At 55.5% G+C, this 22,762-nt stretch carries 24 protein-coding genes and 1 pseudogene; 11 read left to right on the forward strand and 14 right to left on the reverse strand.

Features of this window, described 5'->3' with window-relative positions:
- The first annotated feature begins 24 nt into the window (after positions 1-24).
- Complete coding sequence (gene gatD, locus AAER43_RS20020) at positions 25-1,068, forward strand: galactitol-1-phosphate 5-dehydrogenase (RefSeq protein ID WP_050861488.1); 1,044 nt, start codon at positions 25-27, stop codon at positions 1,066-1,068.
- Positions 1,069-1,178: 110 nt separating this feature from the next.
- Entirely contained in the window at positions 1,179-1,952 is a 774-nt protein-coding gene (locus AAER43_RS20025; RefSeq protein ID WP_048997416.1) for a DeoR/GlpR family DNA-binding transcription regulator, read from the forward strand.
- A gap of 121 nt (positions 1,953-2,073) precedes the next feature.
- On the opposite strand, the gene rsmI is transcribed toward AAER43_RS20025, so the two are convergent.
- Entirely contained in the window at positions 2,074-2,937 is an 864-nt protein-coding gene (gene rsmI / locus AAER43_RS20030; protein ID WP_014885356.1) for a 16S rRNA (cytidine(1402)-2'-O)-methyltransferase, read from the reverse strand.
- Between the two features lie 62 nt (positions 2,938-2,999).
- Here rsmI and AAER43_RS20035 point away from each other — a divergent pair, with 62 nt between their 5' ends.
- The 4 genes from AAER43_RS20035 to dolP are packed head-to-tail and all read left to right on the forward strand — an operon-like array spanning position 3,000 to position 6,700.
- Entirely contained in the window at positions 3,000-5,150 is a 2,151-nt protein-coding gene (locus tag AAER43_RS20035) for a penicillin-binding protein activator (RefSeq protein ID WP_050861489.1), read from the forward strand.
- Positions 5,108-5,503, forward strand: a complete 396-nt coding sequence (locus tag AAER43_RS20040; protein ID WP_014885358.1) for a YraN family protein — start codon at positions 5,108-5,110, stop codon at positions 5,501-5,503. Before AAER43_RS20035 ends, AAER43_RS20040 begins: the two co-directional genes overlap by 43 nt.
- Before the next feature lie 21 nt (positions 5,504-5,524).
- Positions 5,525-6,115 (forward strand): DnaA initiator-associating protein DiaA, encoded by a 591-nt coding sequence (gene diaA, locus AAER43_RS20045; RefSeq protein WP_003861754.1) that lies wholly within the window; start codon positions 5,525-5,527, stop codon positions 6,113-6,115.
- 9 nt (positions 6,116-6,124) lie between these two features.
- On the forward strand, positions 6,125-6,700 hold the full coding sequence (gene dolP / locus AAER43_RS20050; protein ID WP_014171764.1) for a division/outer membrane stress-associated lipid-binding lipoprotein: 576 nt from the start codon (positions 6,125-6,127) through the stop codon (positions 6,698-6,700).
- Between the two features lie 62 nt (positions 6,701-6,762).
- On the opposite strand, the gene AAER43_RS20055 is transcribed toward dolP, so the two are convergent.
- The gene (locus tag AAER43_RS20055; protein ID WP_023337853.1) at positions 6,763-7,800 is read right to left on the reverse strand and encodes a permease; all 1,038 of its coding nucleotides are present in this window, start codon (positions 7,798-7,800) and stop codon (positions 6,763-6,765) included.
- Between the two features lie 40 nt (positions 7,801-7,840).
- On the reverse strand, positions 7,841-8,485 hold the full coding sequence (locus AAER43_RS20060; protein WP_014885360.1) for an NAD(P)H-binding protein: 645 nt from the start codon (positions 8,483-8,485) through the stop codon (positions 7,841-7,843).
- A 128-nt stretch (positions 8,486-8,613) separates the two neighbouring features.
- Here AAER43_RS20060 and AAER43_RS20065 point away from each other — a divergent pair, with 128 nt between their 5' ends.
- Positions 8,614-9,132 carry a type 1 glutamine amidotransferase domain-containing protein gene (locus AAER43_RS20065; RefSeq protein WP_014885361.1) on the forward strand — a complete coding sequence of 173 codons (519 nt, stop codon included), beginning with the start codon at positions 8,614-8,616 and terminating at the stop codon, positions 9,130-9,132.
- Here the strand turns inward: AAER43_RS20065 and AAER43_RS20070 are convergent.
- Positions 9,112-9,546 (reverse strand): YhbP family protein, encoded by a 435-nt coding sequence (locus AAER43_RS20070; RefSeq protein WP_050861490.1) that lies wholly within the window; start codon positions 9,544-9,546, stop codon positions 9,112-9,114. The genes AAER43_RS20065 and AAER43_RS20070 overlap by 21 nt on opposite strands.
- A gap of 14 nt (positions 9,547-9,560) precedes the next feature.
- Here AAER43_RS20070 and AAER43_RS20075 point away from each other — a divergent pair, with 14 nt between their 5' ends.
- Positions 9,561-9,890 carry a GIY-YIG nuclease family protein gene (locus AAER43_RS20075; protein WP_023331388.1) on the forward strand — a complete coding sequence of 110 codons (330 nt, stop codon included), beginning with the start codon at positions 9,561-9,563 and terminating at the stop codon, positions 9,888-9,890.
- Here the strand turns inward: AAER43_RS20075 and AAER43_RS20080 are convergent.
- Both AAER43_RS20080 and AAER43_RS20085 read right to left on the reverse strand, forming a co-directional pair.
- Complete coding sequence (locus AAER43_RS20080) at positions 9,877-10,380, reverse strand: N-acetyltransferase (protein ID WP_050861492.1); 504 nt, start codon at positions 10,378-10,380, stop codon at positions 9,877-9,879. The two genes, AAER43_RS20075 and AAER43_RS20080, sit on opposite strands and share 14 nt — an antisense overlap.
- Positions 10,374-10,898, reverse strand: a complete 525-nt coding sequence (locus tag AAER43_RS20085) for an SCP2 domain-containing protein (protein WP_014885365.1) — start codon at positions 10,896-10,898, stop codon at positions 10,374-10,376. Before AAER43_RS20085 ends, AAER43_RS20080 begins: the two co-directional genes overlap by 7 nt.
- 211 nt (positions 10,899-11,109) lie before the next feature.
- On the opposite strand from AAER43_RS20085, the gene AAER43_RS20090 reads away from it, so the two are divergent.
- The 3 genes from AAER43_RS20090 to AAER43_RS20100 all read left to right on the forward strand — a co-directional run bounded on the left by AAER43_RS20090 (position 11,110) and on the right by AAER43_RS20100 (position 14,077).
- On the forward strand, positions 11,110-12,105 hold the full coding sequence (locus AAER43_RS20090) for a peptidase U32 family protein (protein WP_050861498.1): 996 nt from the start codon (positions 11,110-11,112) through the stop codon (positions 12,103-12,105).
- Positions 12,106-12,112: 7 nt separating this feature from the next.
- Positions 12,113-12,991, forward strand: a complete 879-nt coding sequence (locus tag AAER43_RS20095) for a U32 family peptidase (RefSeq protein ID WP_050861500.1) — start codon at positions 12,113-12,115, stop codon at positions 12,989-12,991.
- Positions 12,992-13,069: 78 nt separating this feature from the next.
- Positions 13,070-14,077, forward strand: a complete 1,008-nt coding sequence (locus AAER43_RS20100) for an LLM class flavin-dependent oxidoreductase (RefSeq protein ID WP_050861502.1) — start codon at positions 13,070-13,072, stop codon at positions 14,075-14,077.
- 62 nt (positions 14,078-14,139) lie between these two features.
- On the opposite strand, the gene mtr is transcribed toward AAER43_RS20100, so the two are convergent.
- The 8 genes and pseudogenes from mtr to rbfA form a co-directional block, all read right to left on the reverse strand.
- Positions 14,140-15,384 carry a tryptophan permease gene (gene mtr, locus AAER43_RS20105; protein WP_057057657.1) on the reverse strand — a complete coding sequence of 415 codons (1,245 nt, stop codon included), beginning with the start codon at positions 15,382-15,384 and terminating at the stop codon, positions 14,140-14,142.
- Between the two features lie 142 nt (positions 15,385-15,526).
- Positions 15,527-17,422: a DEAD/DEAH family ATP-dependent RNA helicase gene (locus AAER43_RS20110; protein WP_014885369.1), complete on the reverse strand. Its 1,896-nt coding sequence runs from the start codon at positions 17,420-17,422 to the stop codon at positions 15,527-15,529.
- Positions 17,415-17,495: a protein YrbN gene (yrbN, locus tag AAER43_RS20115; protein ID WP_097397692.1), complete on the reverse strand. Its 81-nt coding sequence runs from the start codon at positions 17,493-17,495 to the stop codon at positions 17,415-17,417. The genes AAER43_RS20110 and yrbN overlap by 8 nt, the downstream gene beginning before the upstream one ends.
- A 107-nt stretch (positions 17,496-17,602) precedes the next feature.
- Positions 17,603-18,487 carry a lipoprotein NlpI gene (gene nlpI / locus AAER43_RS20120; RefSeq protein WP_013098912.1) on the reverse strand — a complete coding sequence of 295 codons (885 nt, stop codon included), beginning with the start codon at positions 18,485-18,487 and terminating at the stop codon, positions 17,603-17,605.
- Positions 18,488-18,537: 50 nt separating this feature from the next.
- Positions 18,538-20,735: pseudogene (gene pnp, locus AAER43_RS20125) on the reverse strand (polyribonucleotide nucleotidyltransferase).
- A gap of 242 nt (positions 20,736-20,977) precedes the next feature.
- Positions 20,978-21,247 carry a 30S ribosomal protein S15 gene (gene rpsO / locus AAER43_RS20130; protein ID WP_003861789.1) on the reverse strand — a complete coding sequence of 90 codons (270 nt, stop codon included), beginning with the start codon at positions 21,245-21,247 and terminating at the stop codon, positions 20,978-20,980.
- Between the two features lie 154 nt (positions 21,248-21,401).
- The gene (truB, locus tag AAER43_RS20135; protein WP_050861505.1) at positions 21,402-22,352 is read right to left on the reverse strand and encodes a tRNA pseudouridine(55) synthase TruB; all 951 of its coding nucleotides are present in this window, start codon (positions 22,350-22,352) and stop codon (positions 21,402-21,404) included.
- A complete protein-coding gene (rbfA, locus tag AAER43_RS20140) occupies positions 22,352-22,756 on the reverse strand; it encodes a 30S ribosome-binding factor RbfA (protein WP_014885372.1) in 405 nt (134 codons plus the stop codon). The genes truB and rbfA overlap by 1 nt, the downstream gene beginning before the upstream one ends.
- Positions 22,757-22,762: the final 6 nt, after the last annotated feature.

The following is a 22,762-nucleotide window of genomic DNA, read 5'->3' on the forward strand; positions in this document are numbered from 1 at the left end:
TCCCCTTCTTTTCTGGAGTAAATCATGAAATCAGTGGTAATTCACGCTGAGGGTAGCGTGCGCGTTGAAGAACGTCCGATCCCTCAAATACAGGATGCGGATGAAGTTCTGGTGCGCATTGTTTGCTCAGGGTTATGCGGCTCAGATATCCCGCGTATTTTTGCCAAAGGGGCACACTATTATCCTATCATCCTGGGCCATGAATTTAGCGGACACGTCGAAGCCTATGGTGCAGATGTAAAGGACCTCCAGGCGGGAGATGCTGTGGCCTGCATTCCACTTCTGCCCTGTTTTTCCTGCCCAGAGTGTGGGCAAGGCTACTACTCGCTGTGTAAGCAGTACCAGTTTGTCGGCTCACGCAGTGACGGTGGCAATGCCGAATATATTGTCGTGAAACGCGCGAACTTGTTCCGCCTGCCAGCAGAGATGGCAATCGAAGACGGGGCATTTATCGAACCTGTCACCGTAGGTTTGCACGCGTTTCATCTGGCTTCAGGCTGCAAAGGTAAAAATGTCATTATCGTCGGAGCGGGGACGATCGGTCTGCTGGCGATGCAGTGCGCGTTGGCGCTCGGGGCAAAGAGCGTAACTGCGATTGATATCAACGACGATAAACTCGCCCTGGCGAAAACACTGGGTGCGACTCAAGTATTCAACAGCAGTACCTTGAGCACCGATGACATTCTCAACGCGCAGAGTGACAGTCGATTTGACCAACTGGTGCTGGAGACCGCAGGAACACCACAAACTGTCTCGCTTGCCATTGATATTGCTGGCCCTCACGCACAAGTTGCGCTGGTCGGTACATTGCATCATGACCTGAATTTATCTGCCGCAACCTTTGGTAAAATATTACGTAAGGAACTGACGCTTTTGGGTAGCTGGATGAACTACTCTGCACCGTGGCCAGGGGAAGAGTGGGAAACAGCAGTCCGCCTGCTCACCGGGAAAAAACTGCAACTGGAGCCGCTCATTGCTCATACTGGCGACAGTGAAAGCTTCGCTCAGGCCGTGCAGGCACTGAATGGGGCACCGATGCAGGGCAAAATTATGCTGCGTTTCGCCTAATCTCTCGAGCCAGCAACCTGAGCTGGCTCACATTTACTTTCGAATATAGCCTTACACCTTTCGCATACCTTCGATTAGAATAGGAACAGTTAATTATCAGGCAAATCAATATGAACTCATTTGAGCGAAGGAACAAAATCGTTGACCTCGTCAACGCTCAGGGTAGCGTGATGGTGCAGGATCTTTCTAACCTGTTCGGCATCTCGGAAGTGACCATTCGAACCGACCTGCGCCTGCTGGAAGAAAAAGGCTTAGTCACGCGCTTCCATGGAGGCGCAGCAAAACCGGGCAGTAACCTGGCTGAAAGTGAGAATCAGGAAGTCATACTGGAGGAGCGTTACCAACTGGCAAGCGACCCGAAAAAACGTATTGCTCAGGCCGCTGCTGCCCTGATCGAAGAAGGAATGACGATTATTTTAGACAGCGGCAGTACCACTATGCTAATAGCCGAAGCCCTGTCGAGAAAAGCCAATATTACCGTCATTACCAACAGCTTGCCCGCTGCGTTTGCTCTTTCGGAAAATAAAGATATTACGCTGGTGGTTTGCGGCGGCACGGTACGCCATAAGACGCATTCAATGCACGGTACCATTGCCGAGCGTTCGCTTGCAGGTATTAGCGCGGACTTGATGTTTGTTGGGGCGGACGGTATTGATGCGACAAACGGCATCACCACCTTCAATGAAGGCTATTCCATCAGCAGCGTGATGGCCGCCGCCGCCCATAAAGTGATTGCCGTACTCGATGCGAGCAAGTTTAATCGTCGCGGGTTTAACCAGGTACTGCCAATGGAGAAGATTGATTGTGTGATTACGGATGATGGGATCGGAAAACATGATAAAGATCTGCTGAGCAAAACGGGCACTGAGGTCATTACGGTTTAGCTAACAACGCAGGTCAGCGCATGACCTGCGCAATTTTCTTTTCCGACATTTATACCGACATTTTATAAAGTTGCAGGCAAAGTAAGGCGCAGCCGCCGCCCGGCAAAAAGACGGCTGGGGCTTACTCCCCCTGCTGCTCCAGCGCGTACTTATACAGGGCATTCTTCTTCACGCCGTGAATTTCCGCCGCCAGCGCAGCCGCTTTTTTAAGCGGCAATTCGGCCTGTAGCAATGCCAGCGTGCGCAGCGCATCGGCTGGCAGGGCATCCTCTTCTGCTTTATGCCCTTCGACAATCAGCACCATCTCACCTTTGCGGCGGTTTTCGTCTTCCTTCACCCACGCCAGCAGTTCACCCACCGGTGCGCCGTGAATGGTTTCCCAGGTTTTGGTCAGCTCGCGCGCCAGCACGACGTAGCGGGACTCACCCCAGACGGTAACCATATCGTCCAGGCTTTCCAGCAGGCGGTGGGTGGATTCGTAGAAAATCAGGGTGCGCGGTTCCGCTTCCAGGTCTTTTAAGACGTCGCGACGGCCTTTGGATTTGGCGGGCAGAAAACCTTCATAGCAGAAACGGTCAGACGGCAGACCTGCGGCGCTTAACGCAGCAATCGCGGCGCACGGTCCCGGCAGGGGCACAACGCGAATTCCGGCTTCACGGCAGGTACGCACCAGATGGTAGCCGGGGTCGTTAATCAGCGGCGTTCCCGCGTCGGAGACCAGCGCAATGTTCTGCCCCTCCTTGAGCTTCGCCACCAGCGTGTCGGCTTTTTGTTGCTCATTGTGATCGTGCAGGGCAAACAAACGGGCGTTAATCGCGAAATGCTGCAGCAGTAAACCGGTATGACGAGTGTCCTCAGCCGCAATTAAATCAACGGCTTGCAATACAGTGAGTGCACGTTGGGTAATATCAGACAAATTCCCGATAGGAGTAGGTACAATATAAAGCTGGCCTTGAGAATTATCTGCCGTTTCGTGTTGTTTCATTGTTTCGTCCGTATTGCCGATTTAATATTGAGCATTGCGTAAAAAAAATCACTGGATACAGTATGGTACCGTTAACGTTTCTTCGAAAAAAAGCCACGCGCAGCGTGCCGCTTCTGCTGGCAGCCCTGATCTTTGCAGGCTGCGGCACCCAGGCACCTGACCAGAGCACCGCCCATCTTGAGGGTTCCGCTCAGGCTGATTCTGGCTTTTATCTGCAACAAATGTCGCAGAGTTCAAATGATACCAGGATCAACTGGCAATTACTCGCCATTCGTGCACTGCTGAAAGAGGGAAAAACCCAGCAGGCTGCAGAGCTGTTCGGCCAGCTGCCGAAAGATCTTAACGATACCCAGCGTCTTGAGCAGAGCCTGCTCTCTGCCGAGCTGAAGGTCGCGCAGAAAGAGTATGACGGCGCGAAAAAGATCCTGGGTAGCATCGACCTGAGCGCGCTGGATAAAAACCAGCAGGCACGCTTCTGGCAGGCGGGTATTACCGCTGAACAGGGGCGTCCTTCCCTGACGCTGCTCCGCGCGCTTATCGCTCAGGAACCGCTGCTTGCCGGTGCCGACAAGCAGAAAAATATTGATGCCACCTGGCAGGCTCTTGCCGCCATGACCCCGGATCAGGCAAAGGCGCTGGTCATCAACGCGGATGAGAACGTGCTGCAGGGCTGGCTTGATCTCCAACAGATGTGGTTTAACAACCGCACCGACCCTAAGATGCTGAAGGCCGGTATTACCGACTGGCAGACTCGCTACCCGCAAAACCCGGGCGCCAAAATGCTGCCAACCCAGCTGGTGAACGTGCAGAACTTTAAGCCAGCATCGACCAGCAAAATTGCACTGCTTCTGCCGCTAAATGGTCAGGCGGCGGTGTTTGGCCGTACGATTCAACAGGGCTTTGAAGCGGCGAAAAACGGCACTATGCCGGTGACGGGCAGCGCGGTGCCGGTGCAGGCAGCACAGGCGGCCAACGTGAATGATGTTGTCAGCCCTTCCGCCGCCGAGACCAGCGATCTGACCACGGCGCAAACCCCGGCGCAAGGCACGATGCAAAACCCGGTGACCGCACCGACGACGCCTCCGCCTGCTGCAGAACCAGCAACACAGGCGCCAGTGGAGACACCTGCTTCTCCTGCAGTGCCTGAGGCAACAGCAGAACAAACTCAACAACAGCCAGCACAACCAACCACTCCACCTGCCGCGCAGCCGCAGGCCGTGGCGACCACCAGCGCTAATCCTGGCACCGAACTGAAAATTTACGACACCAGTTCGCAGCCGCTTGACCAGGTACTGGCTCAGGTGCAACACGACGGGGCGAGCATCGTTGTCGGTCCGCTGTTGAAAAACAACGTGGAAGAGCTGATGAAGAGCAATACCACGCTAAACGTGCTGGCGCTCAACCAGCCGGAGCAGGTTCAGAACCGGGCCAATATTTGCTACTTCGCGCTCTCTCCGGAAGACGAAGCTCGCGATGCGGCACGTCATATCCACGAGCAGGGTAAACAGGCTCCACTGTTGCTCATCCCGCGCAGTACGCTGGGCGATCGCGTAGCGAATGCCTTCGCCGATGAGTGGCAGAAGCTGGGCGGCGGTATCGTGCTGCAGCAGAAATTCGGTTCCGTCTCAGAACTGCGCGCGGGCGTAAACGGCGGAGCGGGTATCGCGCTTAACGGCAGCCCGGTGACCGCCAGCCTGCCACAGCAGCAGGGCGTGACCATTGGTGGGCTGACCATCCCTGCCCCACCTACCGACGCGCAGATCGGCGGCGGTGGAAAAGTGGATGCGGCTTATATCGTTGCCACACCGCAAGAGATCGCCTTTATCAAACCGATGATTGCGATGCGTAACGGCAGCCAGAGCGGCGCAACGCTCTATGCCAGTTCCCGCAGCGCGCAAGGCACCGCTGGCCCCGATTTCCGTCTGGAAATGGACGGCCTGCAGTACAGTGAAATTCCGATGCTCGCGGGCAGCAACCCGGCGCTGATGCAGCAGGCGCTGAGCAGCGTACGTAACGACTACTCACTGGCGCGTCTGTATGCCATGGGGGTCGATGCATGGGCGCTGGCGAACCACTTTACCCAGATGCGTCAGGTACCGGGCTTTGAGCTTAACGGCAACACCGGCGATCTGACCGCGACGCAGGACTGCGTGATCAACAGGAAGTTATCATGGCTCAAATACCAGCAGGGACAAATCGTCCCGGCCAGTTAAGCCGTAAAGAGACCGGCGATGCGTGGGAGTTAAAAGCGCGTCGCTGGCTTGAAGGCAAAGGACTGCATTTTATCGCCGCTAACGTTCGCGGACGTGGCGGCGAAATTGATCTGATCATGAAAGAGGGTCAGGTGATTGTGTTTGTAGAAGTCCGCTTTCGACAGTCTTCCCGTTTTGGCGGTGCTGCCGCCAGCGTGACGCTCGCCAAACAACATAAATTATTACAGACTGCCCACTTGTGGCTTGCCCGCCATAATGGGAGTTTTGATACTGTGGATTGCCGGTTCGATGTGATAGCCTTCACCGGAAATGAGATCGAATGGCTTAAAAACGCTTTTGGCGAAGACGCATAATTACGATTTAAAAGGGATAACGTGCTCGAAAGAATTAAAGTGTGCTTCACAGAAAGCATCCAGACTCAGATTGCCGCGGCGGAAGCCCTTCCGGACGCGATCTCTCGTGCTGCAATGACGCTGGTGCAATCCCTGCTTAATGGCAACAAAATCCTCTGTTGTGGCAACGGTACCTCAGCCGCCAACGCACAGCATTTTGCTGCCAGCATGATTAATCGTTTTGAAACCGAACGCCCGAGTTTACCTGCCATTGCACTTAATACCGATAATGTGGTCTTAACAGCGATTGCTAACGATCGTCTGCATGACGAAATTTACGCAAAGCAGGTGCGCGCCCTGGGGCATGCCGGTGATGTGCTGCTGGCCATCTCCACGCGCGGCAACAGCCGGGACATTGTCAAAGCCGTTGAAGCCGCGGTCACCCGAGACATGACTATCGTCGCCTTAACCGGCTATGACGGTGGTGAACTGGCGGGTCTGCTGGGGCCGCAGGATGTGGAAATCCGCATTCCGTCTCACCGAAGCGCACGCATTCAGGAGATGCATATGCTCACGGTAAACTGCTTATGCGATTTGATCGATAACACGCTTTTCCCTCACCAGGATGATTAAGGAGTTTTTATGAAGGCTTTATCGACCCTCGCAGTCCTTATGTCTGCATTGCTGCTTCAGGGATGTATCGCTGCGGCTGTCGTGGGTACTGCCGCAGTAGGCACCAAAGCGGCGACCGATCCACGCTCTGTAGGAACGCAGGTGGATGACGGTACGCTGGAGCTGCGCGTCAACAGTGCGCTGTCGAAAGACGAACAAATTAAGAAAGAAGCGCGTATCAACGTGACGGCTTATCAGGGCAAAGTCCTGCTGACGGGTCAGTCACCGAATACCGAACTCTCCAGCCGCGCGAAGCAGATCGCCATGGGCGTTGAGGGCACTACGGAAGTCTTCAATGAAATCCGTCAGGGCCAGCCAATCAGCCTGGGTACGGCGTCGTCTGACACCTGGATCACCACAAAAGTCCGTTCCCAGCTGCTGGGTTCAGATCAGGTGAAATCCTCAAACGTAAAAGTGACGACCGAAAACGGTGAGGTGTTCCTGCTGGGTCTGGTTACCGACCGTGAAGGGAAAGCGGCAGCGGATATCGCCAGCCGGGTCAGCGGCGTGAAGCACGTCACCACCGCGTTTACTTACATCAAATAAAAAAAACCTCACTTGAAGGGATTTTTGTAGGCCCGGTAAGCGTAGCGCCACCGGGCTTTTTTTCACAGAAGCGCAATGCTTCCCACCAGCACCCCACTTAACGCTACCAGCCCCGCTGTCAGCCACAGCGCTTTTGCCGGGAAAGACTTACGCAGCATGACAAGCGACGGCAAACTAATGGCCGGCAAGGTGATAAGCAGCGCCAGCGCGGGCGCGGTGCCCATGCCAGCCAGCATCATGGTCTGAACAATCGGAATTTCAGCCGCCGTTGGGATCACAAACAGGCAGCCAGCAACGGCCATCGCAATCACCCACATCAGCGTGTTATCAATCGCGCCATCCGCATGCGGGAACAGCCAGACGCGCGCCGCGCCGAGTACCAGAACCGCCAGGATATAAACCGGAATGGTGCTCCAGAAAAGTTGCCACAGCGCTTTACCCCAGCGGGCAAAGAAACTGCCCTGCGGCTCGCTGATGTCCAGCTCAACAGAAGCGGGCTCTGGCGCTTTCTCTTTCACCAGATTTTGCACCAGCGTCGCCACCACCAGCACCGTCAGCAGCCCGGCAACCAGGCGGATAGCCGCAAAATGCCAGCCGAGCACAAAGCCCATAAACACCAGCGTTGCCGGGTTGAGCAGCGGGTTGCCCATCCAGAACGCCAGTGCACCGCCCATCGAGACACGCTGACGGCGCATTCCTGCGGCCACAGGGGCTGCACAGCATGAACACATCATGCCCGGCAGAGAGAAAATCGTCCCCAGCAAGGTGCCCTGAAAGCGTGGCTGCCCGAGGGTTTTCACCAGCCAGTTTCGCGGAATAAGTACCTGAATCAGCGACCCTAACAAGACGCCTAATACCGCAGCTTTCCAGACAGCAAGGAAGTAGACCATGGCGTAATCCCACGCCGCCTTCAGCGGGCTGGCATCCGCCTGCGCGAGTATCGATTTACCAATGCTGTGCGTTTCAGCGGCGGTGAAGGCCTTGCCATAGTACGGCTGCCATTTCACATACCAGAGGCCAATGATGACCACGAGAAAGAAGAGTGCGGGCTTCCACCATTGGACAGGTGTCGCCGCCTGAGATGAAGACTGACCAGTCATACCATTCCCCGGAGAGTGTTATTGAATAAGCCGGAGAAGTTTACGCCTCGCCCTGCGCGATTTCACGCAGTTTTGCCGAAGGGATGATATTGACCCCTTCCTGCGACGGTGCCAGCGCCTCTTTCAGCATCGCCTGCGCGACATCCCGCGCCTCAATGGACTTCCAGTTACCCGGCAGGATGCGAAACAGCGGAGCGAAAACAGACTCGTTAAAGCGCCGTTCGTCGCGGTGCCCCATCAGCATGGAAGGCCGCACAATGGTCAGATATTCCCACTTCTGGGCAATCAGCGCCTCTTCCATCTTGCCCTTCACCTGGTTGTAAAAAAACGGCGAGCCGGTGCTCGCGCCGTGCGAACTGACCACCAGAAAATGCTTTGCCCCCAATTTTTTCGCCGTCAGTGCGGTATCCACCACCAGGGTGTAATCCGCATGGACAAAGGCTTCTTTACTGCCCGCCTCACGCCGCGTCGTACCGAGGCAGCAAAAGGCGATATCAATCGGGTCCTGCACCTGCGCCAGCGCGTCGGTGAGCTGCGGGTCGTGCGGGTTAAAGACGCCGGAGATATCCAGCAGCGGGCGACGCGTCGGTGCGGCGATATAGTTAATATGGCGATCCTGGATCAGCAGCCGCAGCAGATGCCCGCCGACCAGCCCGGTTGCGCCCGTAATCAGTACCTGGCTCATCGTATCCCCTTTACAGAATTGTCCGTTTGCGAACTCAGCGTGGTCGACCACACTTAGAAGTCTGTTACAGGTAAGTATTTACCACAAGCGGAGAAAAATCAGTCTGAAGCCAAAACAACGGAGGAAGCATGGGCAAGAAAATCGCAGTCTTGATTACCGACGAGTTTGAAGATTCAGAATTCACCTCTCCTGCAGAGGCATTCCGCAAGGCGGGACATGAGGTCATTACCATTGAGAAAGAAGCGGGCAAAACGGTGAAAGGCCATAAGGGCGAAGCCAGCGTGACCATCGACGAAACTATCGATAACGTCAGCCCGTCTGATTTCGACGCCCTGCTGTTACCCGGCGGCCATTCACCGGATTCCCTGCGCGGGGACGAGCGTTTCGTCACTTTCACACGTGACTTTGTCGCTACCGGAAAACCAGTCTTTGCTATCTGTCACGGCCCGCAGCTGCTGATCAGCGCCGACGTGGTCCGCGGACGTAAGCTGACGGCGGTGAAACCGATCGTGATCGATCTGAAAAATGCGGGGGCTGAGTTTTACGATCAGGAAGTGGTCAACGACAAAGACCAGTTGATCACCAGCCGGACCCCGGACGATCTTCCGGCGTTTAACCGGGAAGCGCTACGCCTGCTCGGCGCGTAGCCAGTGAAGCTTCTTGCCAAAGCCCAGCGTGTTGTCGGTAAATTTCAGCTCATCGAGGCGGATTTCCCACACCGGGGCTTTTAGCGCAGCGGCAACCGGGAAGCGGCGCGTGTAGTGCTTACGGCGCGCGTCGCTCTCTTCTCCCTCCAGCCGACGGATCTCTCCCTTGAACTGCACGCCACGGATCAGCGCGACCGTTTTGGGCTGGCCATTTACCGTACCCGCCACCTTCGCCTGCTGGCCGGTCATTTGCGCATGCCGCGTTTTGTCTTCGCTCATGACATAGAACGCTACGCGCTTGGGATCGTAGTAATAAAAGGCGTTCGCGCACCACATCTCTTCGTCTTTACAGACGCACCAGGTGACGACATGCTGCTTCGCCAGCCAGCGGTTAATGGCTGCCAGTGTTTCCATTTTCGCTCTCTCTCATGCTATGGTGCGTTCACCTTAACATACTGAATCTGTTTACCGTGTGCTGGTTTCTCTATCTCGTCCGAACCGCTGATAACGCACTCTACACCGGGATCACTACCGATGTGGCGCGGCGTTTTTTACAACATCAAACGGGGAAAGGGGCAAAAGCGCTGCGGGGGAAAGGTGAACTTCAGCTGGCTTTTTACGCCGCCGTCGGCGACAGGTCGCTGGCGCTCAGGCTGGAATACCGGATTAAACAGCTGACGAAGCGCCAGAAAGAGCGCCTCGTTACCGGAGACGGCTCCTTTGAGGCGCTACGCGAAAGCCTGCTCAGAAACGATTGAAGTGATCGTGGTAATCAACCAGGCCACTCACACCGTTCAGGGCATCATCCGCCAGGCGATGTACCTGGAAGGCGGATTCGGTACCCGGCCAGCGGCAGCGCAGATCGTAATGCGCGGCCTGCTCGAAGCCTAAGCGGCCATAAAATGCCGGATCGCCCAGCGTGACCACGGCGGCATAGCCAAACTCATTCAGCGAGTCCAGCCCTTCATACACCAGCTGGCGCGCCAGGCCCTGGCCGCGATAGTTCTCATCGACCGCCAGCGGTGCCATGCCTACCCACTGCAGATCTTCGCCATGAACAATTACCGGGCTGAAGGCAACATAGCCAACAACCTGACCTTCGTCATCGGTGGCTACCAGCCCTAAAGTAATCAGGCCGTCTTCACGGAGATCGTGGACCAGTTGGGCCTCCGCATCGCTCTCAAAAGCGCGGCGTAACAACGCATCGATACCCGGTGCATCAATCCCAATTTCGACTCGAATCAGCATGGCTCACCTACTGAAGTGTGTTTACTGTCAGGCGGGGTTTTCAGCCCAGCCTCAACGAAATCTGCCATTTGCATCAGCATCACGCGCAGCGCTTTCGGCATCTGCTCCAGCTCAATGGCATCCATTAAATTTTTCACGTACAGACCCAGCTCCGTATCGCCTTCAATGACCAGACGGCGCTGGAAGAATAACGTATCCGGATCCTGTTTACGCGCGGCGATCATCAGCAGATCGCTGGCACTGGCGCTAAAGCTCACATCCGCCTCGGCGGACTCACGCACAATGAGTTGATCATTCTCAACCGAGGTAAACCAGCGCAGCCCGATGTCACGCACCTCAATGCTCAGCCAGCGGCCTTCCAGAAACTCCAGCTCGCCGTCCTGCAGCGCCTGGCGGAATTGCCAGCTCAGGACCTGCTCGAGCACCTGACGTTTTAGCGCGAACGGCGCCAGTTTCACCGGCACGCTCAGCATTGATGGACCGAATTGTACGAGACGTGAACGCAGTTTATCCAGCACGAGCTTTACTCCCTGATAGCAATAGTCCCGCTATTTTGCCATATCCGACGCACAACATAGCGGCGTAAATCAACAAACCGTCGTCCGGTGACGCTCATTATTGGTGTCATCAATACGCCATTAGCTGCCTTAAATCAAAAATTGTCGCCCAGGGGTTAATTAAAATCCCAGCTCGTTAACAATTTTGCGATCGACTACATCAGGATAATTTATGGAGCTGCTCTGCCCTGCCGGTAACCTACCGGCGCTTAAGGCGGCCATCGAAAATGGGGCCGATGCGGTCTATATCGGGCTGAAAGATGATACCAACGCCCGCCATTTTGCTGGCCTCAACTTTACGGAGAAAAAGCTTCAGGAAGCCGTTAACTTCGTTCACCAGCACCGCCGCAAACTGCATATTGCCATTAATACCTTTGCGCATCCTGACGGCTATGCCCGCTGGCAGCGCGCGGTAGATATGGCCGCACAGCTGGGTGCCGATGCGTTAATCCTGGCCGACCTCGCCATGCTTGAGTATGCGGCAGAACGCTATCCGCATATTGAGCGCCACGTCTCTGTTCAGGCATCAGCCACGAATGAAGAGGCCGTGCGTTTTTATCATCAACACTTTGACGTCGCTCGCGTGGTGCTGCCCCGCGTGCTCTCCATTCATCAGGTTAAGCAACTCGCGCGCGTCACGCCAGTGCCGCTGGAAGTTTTTGCCTTTGGCAGCCTGTGCATCATGGCCGAAGGCCGTTGCTACCTTTCTTCTTATTTAACCGGTAAATCACCCAATACCGTTGGGGCCTGCTCTCCTGCCCGCTTTGTCCGCTGGCAACAAACCCCACAGGGGCTGGAATCACGCCTGAATGAAGTGTTGATTGACCGCTATCAGGACGGCGAAAACGCGGGTTATCCAACGTTATGCAAAGGCCGATATCTGGTTGACGGTGAGCGCTACCACGCGCTGGAAGAGCCTACCAGCCTCAACACGCTGGAGCTGCTGCCGGAACTGCTGGCGGCGAATATTGCCTCGGTAAAAATTGAAGGTCGCCAGCGTAGCCCGGCCTATGTGAGCCAGGTGGCGAAAGTCTGGCGTCAGGCTATCGACCGCTGCATGGCGGACCCGCAAAACTATGCTCCGCAGGCAGCCTGGATGGAGACGCTCGGTTCTATGTCCGAAGGCACGCAAACGACGCTTGGCGCGTATCACCGTAAATGGCAGTGAGATAACCATGAAATATTCATTAGGACCGGTGCTCTACTACTGGCCAAAAGAGACGCTGGAAGATTTTTACCAACAGGCCGCCACCAGCAGCGCTGATGTGATTTATCTCGGTGAAGCCGTGTGCAGCAAGCGCCGCGCCACCAAAGTGGGCGACTGGCTGGAGATGGCGAAAAGTCTCGCCGGAAGCGGTAAACAGGTGGTGCTCTCGACGCTCGCGCTGGTGCAAGCCTCGTCCGAACTGGGTGAACTGAAACGCTACGTTGAAAACGGTGAGTTCCTGCTGGAAGCGAGCGACCTGGGCGTGGTGAACATGTGCGCCGAACGTAAGTTACCGTTCGTCGCGGGTCATGCATTGAACTGCTATAACGCCGTCACGCTGCGCCTGCTGCTCAAACAGGGAATGACGCGCTGGTGTATGCCGGTGGAACTCTCACGCGACTGGCTGGTAAACCTGCTGACGCAGTGTGACGATCTCGGCATTCGCAATCAGTTTGAAGTGGAAGTGCTGAGCTACGGCCATCTTCCGCTGGCTTATTCCGCGCGCTGCTTTACCGCGCGTTCGGAAGACCGCCCGAAAGACGAGTGTGATACCTGCTGCATCAAGTACCCGAACGGGCGCAGCGTGCTATCCCAGGAAAATCAGCAGGTGTTTGTCCTGAACGGGATCCAGACCATGAGCGGCTATGTCTATAACCTGGGCAACGAACTGGCGTCAATGGACGGCCTGGTGGATATGGTGCGTTTATCCCCTCTGGATACCGGCGTGTTCACAATGCTGGACGCCTTCCGCGCAAATGAAACCGGCGCAGCTCCGCTGCCGCTAACGGCAAACAGCGACTGTAATGGTTACTGGAAACGCCTGGCCGGGCTGGAACTTCAGGCCTAAAAAAGGCTCACTTTGTTAACAACGGTTATCATTTTTTAATGCAGTATTAAAGATTGACCGTCGACAAAGTGAGCTGTTATGACTGACAAAACCCTTCCGTTTTCGGTGCTGGACCTGGCGCCGATCCCACAAGGCTCCTCGGCCAGAGAAGCCTTTTCGCATTCTCTCGATCTGGCTCAACTGGCTGAAAAGCGTGGCTACCATCGCTACTGGCTGGCCGAGCACCACAACATGGTTGGCATTGCCAGCGCCGCCACCTCGGTTCTGATTGGTTATCTGGCGGCGAACACAACGACATTGCACCTGGGCTCCGGTGGCGTGATGCTGCCGAACCACGCCCCGCTGGTGATTGCCGAGCAGTTTGGCACGCTGAATACCCTCTATCCTGGCCGTATTGATTTGGGGCTGGGTCGTGCGCCGGGTAGCGACCAGCCGACCATGCGCGCCCTGCGTCGCCATATGAGCGGCGATATCGACAACTTCCCGCGCGATGTGGCTGAACTGGTTGACTGGTTTGACGCGCGCGATCCGAACCCACACGTGCGCCCGGTGCCGGGCTACGGCGAGAAGATCCCGGTGTGGCTGCTGGGTTCGAGTCTTTATAGCGCGCAGCTTGCCGCGCAGCTGGGTCTGCCGTTTGCGTTTGCCTCGCATTTCGCACCGGATATGCTGCATCAGGCTCTGCATCTCTATCGTACGAACTTTAAACCGTCTGAACGTCTGGAGAAACCGTACGCGATGGTGTGTATTAACATCATTGCCGCCGACAGTAATCGCGATGCTGAATTCCTGTTTACCTCCATGCAGCAGGCGTTTGTGAAGCTGCGCCGCGGTGAGACCGGGCAACTTCCACCGCCAGTGGAGAATATGCATCAGCTGTGGTCTGCCTCTGAGCAGTATGGCGTGCAGCAGGCGCTGAGCATGTCGCTGGTGGGGGATAAAGCGAAAGTGCAGCACGGTCTGGAAGCGGTGCTGCGTGAAACGCAGGCGGATGAGATTATGGTTAACGGCCAGATTTTCGATCACCAGGCGCGTTTGCATTCGTTTGATTTGGCGATGCAGGTGAAAGAGGAGCTGGTTGGGTAGTTTTTTGCTTTGCTCCCTCTCCCTTTGGGAGAGGGTCGGGGTGAGGGGGCAAGCCGCACGTTTTACTGGTATACCGGCAACAGATTAAAGCTCGACAGCACGTGTACCACCGCGTTGCCAGCACCAAATACCAGGATCAGTGCAATCATCGGTTTGCCACCCCAGACGCGGAATTTAGGACTACCGAAGCGTTTACGTGATTTACGCGCCAGCAGCGCCGGCACAATCGCCGCCCAGATGGTTGCCGCCAGACCCGCATAGCCGATGGCGTACAGGAAACCGTTCGGCCACAGCAGCCCCCCCGCAACGGGCGGCAGGAACGTCAGCAGCGCCGTTTTGAAACGTCCCATCGCGGAATCATCAAAGCCAAACAGATCCGCCAGGTAGTCAAACAGACCCAGCGTCACGCCGAGGAAAGAGCTCGCCACGGCAAAGTTGGAGAAGATCACCAGCAGCAGATCCAGGCTACGGCTGTTCAGCACGCCGCTCAACGCCTGAACCAGCACATCAATGTTACCGCCCTTCTGCGCAATATCGATGAACGCCGGGCGCGGGATGTTGCCCATCGTACCCAGCAGCCAAATTACATACAGGCCCAGCGCCAGCAGCGTACCGTAGACCAGACACTTCACGATGGTGCGTGGATCTTTGCCGTAGTACTTCATCAGGCTCGGCACGTTACCGTGGTAGCCAAACGATGCCAGACAGAACGGCAGCGTCATCAGCAGGTACGGGGTGTAGGAAGTATTCACTTCCGCGACATTAAACAGCGTGGCGGGCGTGACGTGCCCCAGCAGGCTACCGAAGGTCAGGAAGAAGGTGATGACCTTGGCGCCCAACACAATCGCCGTCATGCGGCTCACCGCTTTGGTACTCATCCAGACGATAAAGGCCACGCCCAGAGCAAAACACAGACCCGCCAGACGCGCCGGAACGTTTAGCGACATCTCAGCAAAGGTGTGGTGCAGTATCGAACCGCTCGCGGAAATGTACGCGTAGGTCAGAATGTAGAGCACAAACGCGATGGAAAGCCCGTTTACCAGGTTCCAGCCCTTGCCCAGCAGATCTTTGGTGATGGTGTCGAAGCTGGAGCCAATGCGGTAGTTGAGGTTCGCCTCAAGGATCATCAGCCCGGAATGGAGCATACAGAACCAGGTAAAGACCAGCGCCGCCAGCGACCAGAAGAACCACGCACCGGACATGACCACAGGCAGGGAAAACATCCCGGCACCTATAATGGTTCCGCCGATGATCACCACGCCGCCAAGCAGCGAAGGTGACGTTTGGGTGGTGGTTAGTGTCGCCATACAGCCTTTTCTCCAGTCAATTATGCGGTTCTGCATTTTAGTGTGACGCACTGTACCAGTACAAGAGTACAAAGGGAATAAAAAAAGCCCCGATAGCATTTATCGGGGCTGTATATTTTACTTTACGTCAGAAGCGTAAGGCTTACGCGTCACCGAAACGACGACGGCTGGTGCCTTCTTCACGACGTGGGCCACGGTTTTCGCGGCGCTCGCCGGAGAAACGACGACCTTCACCACCGCGACCTTCTGTGCGACCGCCTTCACGACGCTCGCCGCCGAAACTGCGACCACCGCCACGACGTTCGCCACCACGGTCAGGACGTGGCTGAGCATCGCCCAGCAGCTGCATGTTCATCGGCTTGTTCAGGATGCGGGTGCGAGTAAAGTGCTGCAGTACTTCGCCCGGCATACCTTTTGGCAGCTCGATGGTAGAGTGGGATGCGAACAGCTTGATGTTACCGATGTAACGGCTGCTGATGTCGCCTTCGTTAGCGATCGCGCCAACGATGTGACGAACTTCAACACCATCATCACGGCCCACTTCAATGCGGTACAGTTCCATATCGCCCGCTTCACGGCGTTCACGACGTGGACGGTCTTCACCACCACGCTCTGGACGGTCACCACGTGGGCCACGATCGTTACGGTCGCCACGACGTTCAAAGCGATCGTCACGGTCACGGAATTCACGCTTAGGACGCATTGGCGCATCAGGTGGCACGATCAGAGTACGTTCGCCCTGCGCCATTTTCAGCAGTGCCGCAGCCAGGGTTTCCATGTCCAGCTCTTCGCCTTCAGCCGTAGGCTGAATCTGCGACAGCAGTGCACGGTACTGATCCAGATCGCTGCTTTCCAGCTGCTGCTGTACTTTCGCGGCGAATTTTTCCAGACGGCGTTTGCCCAGCAGTTCTGCGTTTGGCAGTTCAGCTTCTGGAATAGTCAGCTTCATGGTGCGTTCGATGTTACGCAGCAGACGACGCTCGCGGTTCTCAACGAACAGCAGCGCACGGCCCGCACGACCCGCACGACCGGTACGGCCGATACGGTGAACGTAAGACTCGGAATCCATCGGGATGTCGTAGTTAACAACCAGGCTGATACGCTCAACGTCCAGACCACGTGCTGCCACGTCGGTTGCAATCAGGATATCCAGACGACCGTCTTTCAGGCGCTCCAGCGTCTGCTCACGCAGAGCCTGGTTCATGTCACCGTTCAGTGCTGCGCTGTTGTAGCCGTTACGCTCCAGCGCTTCAGCCACTTCCAGGGTCGCGTTTTTGGTACGCACGAAGATAATCGCCGCATCAAAATCTTCCGCTTCCAGGAAACGTACCAGCGCTTCGTTTTTGCGCATGCCGTACACAGACCAGTAGCTCTGGCTGATGTCCGGGCGAGTGGTGACGCTGGACTGAATACGCACTTCCTGAGGATCTTTCATGAAGCGTTTGGTGATACGACGAATCGCTTCTGGCATGGTAGCAGAGAACAGCGCGGTCTGATGACCTTCTGGGATCTGCGCCATGATGGTTTCGACGTCTTCGATGAAGCCCATACGCAGCATTTCATCTGCTTCGTCCAGTACCAGACCACTCAGTTTAGAGAGATCCAGCGTACCGCGCTTCAGGTGATCCAGCAGACGGCCCGGCGTACCGACAACAATCTGTGGGCCCTGGCGCAGGGCGCGTAACTGCACGTCATAACGCTGGCCACCGTAAAGGGCTACCACGTTTACGCCGCGCATATGTTTAGAGAATTCCGTCATGGCTTCAGCAACCTGAACAGCCAGTTCACGGGTTGGAGCCAGGACAAGGATCTGCGGTGCACGCAGGTCCGGATCGATGTTGTTCAGCAGCGGCAGCGAGAACGCTGCAGTTTTACCGCTACCAGTCTGGGCCATGCCCAGCACGTCACGACCAGAAAGCAGGTGTGGGATACACTCAGCCTGGATCGGAGATGGTTTTTCGTAACCCAGATCGTTAAGGGCTTCAAGGATAGGAGCCTTCAGGCCCAGATCTGCAAAAGTGGTTTCGAATTCAGCCATGTAGTACAAGTGCCTCGATATTAATGGCGGCCAGTCTACTTAGCTCATCGTGAAAATGATTAGCAATTTTCATTGAAAAGTGTGAACCGGCTCAAAGTAGGTGTATTGACGAACAACAACGCCCTCACCAGTTAAGGTGATGGCAATCAAAAGATTACGGGCTGATGTTTATGTCGTCAGCTATTGCTGGTCCGATTCTGCCAGGTCGTCTTGCTCCTGGCCCAAGAGCGATAATTCCAACAATGCATAACGGTGCTCAACGAAGTTGTGTACGTTGTTAGCAACCGCTAATTTGAACAGTGCCGTAGCGCTGTCCTTATCCCCCAGACTTAGGTAGTACTTACCTAAATAGAAGTTGGTTTCACTGAGATGCTCAGCGAGCGAGGTGTTATCCGTTGCGTCCGCCTTGAGGCGTTCCATCAGCGTTGCTTCGCTAATGTTGCCCAGGTAGAACTCGACAATGTTCCATCCCCACTGTTCCTTGTCCGATTTATCGAAGCGCTGTTTCAGGGCCTCTTTTGCCTGCTTCTCATCGAGCTTCTGCTCAACGATGTAAAGCCACAGGCTACGGAAAGGATCATTAGGATCGTCTTGATAAAACGCCAGCAGATCATCTTGCGCTAACTTATCACGACCGCCGTAGTACAATGCGATACCGCGATTCAAGTGCGCGTAGTTGTAAGTTGGATCAAGCTCAAGTACAGAATCAAACGCTTCATAGGCAGCATCAAAATTGCCTGCCTGCGTTAAATAAATGCCTAAGTAATTGAATACTTCAGGCATATCAGGTCGGATAGCCAGCGCTTGTGAAAAATCATTTCGCGCCAATGCCCTCAGACCGAGACTATCATACAACACTCCGCGCTCATATAAAAGCTGTGCGCGTTCGTCATCGGTTAAAGCCCGACTGGCAAGAATTTGTTCCATGCGTGCCAGAATCACTTCCTGCTGCAAAGTCGGTTGCAATGGCACTGCGAGGACTTCGCTCTTACGCCAGGCAGAGTTGCTGCATCCTGCCAGCGTTAAAGCTGTCGCAACGAAACACCAGCGCAAAAAAGGCTTCATTTCCCACTCCCGAAGACAACTATTGGATGAACGTCCTGTCCCCCGGCGGCTTAACAAGGCGTCCTGCCTGATACCAGGCCCTCCGCAATGCGGAGGGCAAATGGCAACCTTACTCGCCTTGCTGTTCAGCAGCCGGAGTTTCCGGCGCCGCAGCAGGCTGAGACTGCTCGGTTGCTTCTTTAATGCTCAGACGGATACGGCCCTGGCGGTCAACTTCCAGAACTTTAACCGGTACTTCCTGACCCATCTGCAGGTAATCGGTCACTTTCTCAACGCGCTTGTCAGCGATCTGAGAGATGTGAACCAGACCTTCTTTACCGCCACCGATGGCAACGAACGCGCCAAAGTCAACGATACGGGTCACTTTACCGTTGTAGATACGGCCCACTTCGATTTCAGCGGTGATCTCTTCGATACGACGGATAGCGAATTTCGCTTTCTCGCCGTCAGTTGCTGCGATCTTCACAGTACCGTCATCTTCGATTTCGATGGTGGTGCCCGTCTCTTCGGTCAGCGCACGGATTACGGAACCGCCCTTACCGATAACATCTTTGATCTTGTCTGGATTGATCTTGATGGTGTGGATACGTGGAGCGAACTGAGAAATGTCGCCACGCGGCGCGTTAATCGCCTGTTCCATCACGCCCAGGATGTGCAGACGCGCACCTTTAGCCTGGTTCAGAGCAACCTGCATGATCTCTTTGGTGATACCTTCAATTTTGATATCCATCTGCAGTGCAGAGATACCGTCGCGGGAACCCGCCACTTTGAAGTCCATATCGCCGAGGTGATCTTCGTCACCCAGAATGTCAGACAGAACAACGAAGTTGTCGCCTTCTTTCACCAGGCCCATTGCGATACCCGCAACAGCGGCTTTGATCGGCACGCCTGCATCCATCAGTGCCAGAGAAGCACCACATACGGAAGCCATGGAAGAAGAACCGTTAGATTCGGTGATTTCAGACACCACACGTACGGTGTACGGGAATTTGTCAGCTTCTGGCATCACGGCCAGCACGCCGCGCTTCGCCAGACGACCGTGACCAATTTCACGACGCTTCGGCGAGCCAACCATGCCGGTTTCCCCTACGGAGTACGGAGGGAAGTTGTAGTGGAACAAGAAGTTGTCAGTGCGCTCGCCCATCAGTTCGTCGATGATCTGTGCGTCACGAGCGGTACCCAGGGTCGCGGTGACCAGGGCCTGCGTTTCACCACGGGTAAACAGTGCGGAACCGTGAGTACGTGGCAGTACGCCAGTACGCACATCCAGACCACGGATCATGTCTTTTTCACGGCCATCAATACGCGGCTCGCCGGCCAGTACGCGGCTACGAACAACGTTTTTCTCGATAGCGTGCAGGATTTCGCCAATTTCGTTAGCGTCCAGCGTTTCGTCTTCAGCAACCAGGGTCGCGGTCACTTCAGATTTGATCACATCAACCTGAGCATAGCGCTCCTGTTTGTCGGTGATGCGGTACGCGTCGCTCAGACGAGACTCTGCCAGTGCCGCAACACGTGCGTTCAGCGCGTCGTTTGCTGCTTCTGGCTGCCAGTCCCAACGTGGCTTACCGGCTTCTTTCACCAGGTCGTTGATGTTCTGGATAACAATCTGCTGCTGATCGTGGCCGAAGACCACTGCGCCCAGCATCTGGTCTTCGCTCAACAGTTCTGCTTCGGATTCAACCATCAGAACCGCCGCTTCAGTACCGGCAACAACCAGGTCCAGCTTACTTTCTTTCAGCTCTTCCTGAGTTGGGTTCAGCACGTACTGGTCATTGATGTAACCCACGCGCGCGGCACCGATTGGGCCATTGAATGGAATACCAGACAGTGACAGGGCAGCAGATGCACCGATCATCGCAACGATGTCCGGGTTAACCTGTGGGTTAACGGAAACTACGGTTGCGATAACCTGTACTTCGTTAACGAAGCCTTCCGGGAACAGCGGACGAACCGGGCGGTCAATCAGACGCGCGATCAGGGTTTCGCCTTCGCTTGGACGGCCTTCACGACGGAAGAAACCACCAGGGATTTTACCGGCAGCGTAGGTACGCTCCTGGTAGTTAACGGTCAGCGGGAAGAAGTCCTGACCTGGTTTAGCTTTTTTCTGGCCCACTACGGTGACGAACACCGCGGTGTCATCCATGCTTACCATAACGGCAGCAGTAGCCTGACGTGCCATCATGCCGGTTTCCAGCGTGACGGTATGTTGACCATACTGGAATTTACGAACGATCGGATTCAGCAAAATTCTGTCCTTTCTTAAATGTATGACAGCACACCACCGGCGTGCTGTCGATTTAACCCGACCTTCTTCGCATCCTCGCGACTAATGACAACCGACACCCCCATGGGTGAAGCCTCTCATTAGCCGCGCGAACCTCTGCAATGAAGATCATTTATAGCAACAATACAATAGTTTCCAGTGAATTGCTGCCGTCTGGTTGAAAAAAGGGGCCATCAGGCCCCCTTTTCTGAAACTCGCAAGACTTAGCGACGCAGACCCAGACGCTCGATCAGCGCGGTGTAACGTGCAACATCTTTACGTTTCAGGTAGTCGAGCAGTTTACGACGCTGAGAAACCATACGCAGCAGACCACGACGGCTGTGGTGATCTTTTTTGTGCTCTGCAAAGTGACCCTGCAGGTGGTTAATCTGTGCAGTCAGCAGAGCAACCTGAACTTCGGTAGAACCGCTGTCGTTAGTACCACGACCAAACTCAGAAACGATTTTAGCTTTAGCTTCAACGCTTAGAGACATTTTAAAACTCCAAAGTATAAAGAATGTAAGGGTGCCGATCTCTAATTCAGCGACCCCATGTACGCCTCGCAGATTGTTAAACAATTTACCAGGCGTTAAGCGGCAATATTCTACTCGTCTCCCCTGCTTATCGCAAGATGAGGCGTTATCACCGTCACGCGTCGACCGGATATTCGACGACCAGACGACGCGGCGCAACGCGCCCTTCGCCATCCATTTCGCCCATGCCGATAAACTTACCGTCGTCACCTTCGGTCACGCGCACCAGCCCTTCCAGCGGAGCTTCCGCCGTGCGAACCGGGTTGCCGTTCTTAAAGTAAACGGACGATGTTAAAGGAAGATTAACCACCGGGAAGTCCGCTGCCGGACTGTCCATTGGCATCAGCAAGGGATCCAGCAACGCTGCTGGCGCGATCCCCTGTACTTCCGCCTGTTCAACCAGCTCGCGCAGGTGCTCAAGCGTCACCATCCGCTCAACCGGGTACTTACTCACCGCCAGACGGCGCAGGTAGATAACATGCGCACCGCAGCCTAGTTTTTCACCGAGGTCGTCGATGATGGTGCGAATGTACGTCCCTTTGGAACAGTGCACTTCCAGCTCCAGCTCATCACCTTCGTGGCGAATAAAGAGCAGCTCATACACGGTTATCGGACGGGCTTCGCGCGGAACGTCAATGCCCTGACGCGCATATTCGTAGAGTTTCTTGCCCTGGTATTTCAGGGCGGAATACATCGACGGCACCTGCATCGTGTCCCCGCGGAAGCTCTCCAGCGCAGCGTCAAGCTGTTCAGAACTGAAGGTCACCGGACGTTCTTCCACGACCTGGCCATCCGCGTCGGAGGTATCCGTGCGCTGGCCGAGCTTCGCGATAACGCGGTAACGCTTATCGGAGTCGAGCAGATACTGGGAAAACTTTGTCGCCTCTCCCAGACAAATCGGCAGCATACCGGTCGCCAGCGGATCGAGCGCGCCGGTGTGGCCCGCCCGGTTGGCGTTATAAAGACGCTTCACTTTTTGCAGCACGTCGTTGCTGGATGCCCCCTGCGGTTTGTCCAGCAGCAGCACGCCATGCACGTCGCGACCACGACGACGAGGACGACTCATTAGTCCTCCTTGCTGTCGTCCGTCGGGTTAACACGACGTTCGTCGTCATGTTTCACCACGCTGGTCACCAGATTGGACATGCGCATACCTTCTACCAGCGAGTTGTCGTAGAAGAAGGTCAGCTCAGGCACGATACGCAGACGCATCGCTTTGCCGAGCAGAGAGCGGATAAACCCGGAGGCTTCCTGCAGCGCTTTAATGCCGTTCTTCACGGCCGCTTCGTCCTGATCGTTCAGGAAGGTGACGAACACTTTGGCGTAGGCCAGGTCACGGGACATTTCCACGCCGGACACGGTGGTCATCACGCCGATGCGAGGGTCTTTAATTTCGCGTTGCAGGATAAGCGCGATCTCTTTTTGCATTTCCTGCGCCACGCGCTGTGGGCGACCAAATTCTTTCGCCATAATAAA

Source organism: Enterobacter sp. FUJ80071 (genome assembly GCF_038739915.1).
In the GTDB taxonomy this organism is placed as follows: domain Bacteria; phylum Pseudomonadota; class Gammaproteobacteria; order Enterobacterales; family Enterobacteriaceae; genus Enterobacter; species Enterobacter kobei.

Bases quoted from the DNA above. Each gene is read 5' to 3' on its own strand.
- rpsO (WP_003861789.1), bottom strand. From the start codon at position 21,247: ATGTCTCTAAGCGTTGAAGCTAAAGCTAAAATCGTTTCTGAGTTTGGT.
- truB (WP_050861505.1), bottom strand. From the start codon at position 22,352: ATGAGTCGTCCTCGTCGTCGTGGTCGCGACGTGCATGGCGTGCTGCTG.
- AAER43_RS20100 (WP_050861502.1), top strand. From the start codon at position 13,070: ATGACTGACAAAACCCTTCCGTTTTCGGTGCTGGACCTGGCGCCGATC.
- AAER43_RS20065 (WP_014885361.1), top strand. From the start codon at position 8,614: ATGGGCAAGAAAATCGCAGTCTTGATTACCGACGAGTTTGAAGATTCA.
- AAER43_RS20060 (WP_014885360.1), bottom strand. From the start codon at position 8,485: ATGAGCCAGGTACTGATTACGGGCGCAACCGGGCTGGTCGGCGGGCAT.
- rbfA (WP_014885372.1), bottom strand. From the start codon at position 22,756: ATGGCGAAAGAATTTGGTCGCCCACAGCGCGTGGCGCAGGAAATGCAA.
- dolP (WP_014171764.1), top strand. From the start codon at position 6,125: ATGAAGGCTTTATCGACCCTCGCAGTCCTTATGTCTGCATTGCTGCTT.
- mtr (WP_057057657.1), bottom strand. From the start codon at position 15,384: ATGGCGACACTAACCACCACCCAAACGTCACCTTCGCTGCTTGGCGGC.
- AAER43_RS20075 (WP_023331388.1), top strand. From the start codon at position 9,561: ATGCTATGGTGCGTTCACCTTAACATACTGAATCTGTTTACCGTGTGC.
- AAER43_RS20040 (WP_014885358.1), top strand. From the start codon at position 5,108: ATGGCTCAAATACCAGCAGGGACAAATCGTCCCGGCCAGTTAAGCCGT.
- AAER43_RS20110 (WP_014885369.1), bottom strand. From the start codon at position 17,422: ATGGCTGAATTCGAAACCACTTTTGCAGATCTGGGCCTGAAGGCTCCT.
- AAER43_RS20070 (WP_050861490.1), bottom strand. From the start codon at position 9,546: ATGGAAACACTGGCAGCCATTAACCGCTGGCTGGCGAAGCAGCATGTC.
- yrbN (WP_097397692.1), bottom strand. From the start codon at position 17,495: ATGAAAATTGCTAATCATTTTCACGATGAGCTAAGTAGACTGGCCGCC.
- AAER43_RS20025 (WP_048997416.1), top strand. From the start codon at position 1,179: ATGAACTCATTTGAGCGAAGGAACAAAATCGTTGACCTCGTCAACGCT.
- rsmI (WP_014885356.1), bottom strand. From the start codon at position 2,937: ATGAAACAACACGAAACGGCAGATAATTCTCAAGGCCAGCTTTATATT.
- AAER43_RS20080 (WP_050861492.1), bottom strand. From the start codon at position 10,380: ATGCTGATTCGAGTCGAAATTGGGATTGATGCACCGGGTATCGATGCG.
- gatD (WP_050861488.1), top strand. From the start codon at position 25: ATGAAATCAGTGGTAATTCACGCTGAGGGTAGCGTGCGCGTTGAAGAA.
- AAER43_RS20090 (WP_050861498.1), top strand. From the start codon at position 11,110: ATGGAGCTGCTCTGCCCTGCCGGTAACCTACCGGCGCTTAAGGCGGCC.
- AAER43_RS20035 (WP_050861489.1), top strand. From the start codon at position 3,000: ATGGTACCGTTAACGTTTCTTCGAAAAAAAGCCACGCGCAGCGTGCCG.
- AAER43_RS20055 (WP_023337853.1), bottom strand. From the start codon at position 7,800: ATGACTGGTCAGTCTTCATCTCAGGCGGCGACACCTGTCCAATGGTGG.
- nlpI (WP_013098912.1), bottom strand. From the start codon at position 18,487: ATGAAGCCTTTTTTGCGCTGGTGTTTCGTTGCGACAGCTTTAACGCTG.
- AAER43_RS20095 (WP_050861500.1), top strand. From the start codon at position 12,113: ATGAAATATTCATTAGGACCGGTGCTCTACTACTGGCCAAAAGAGACG.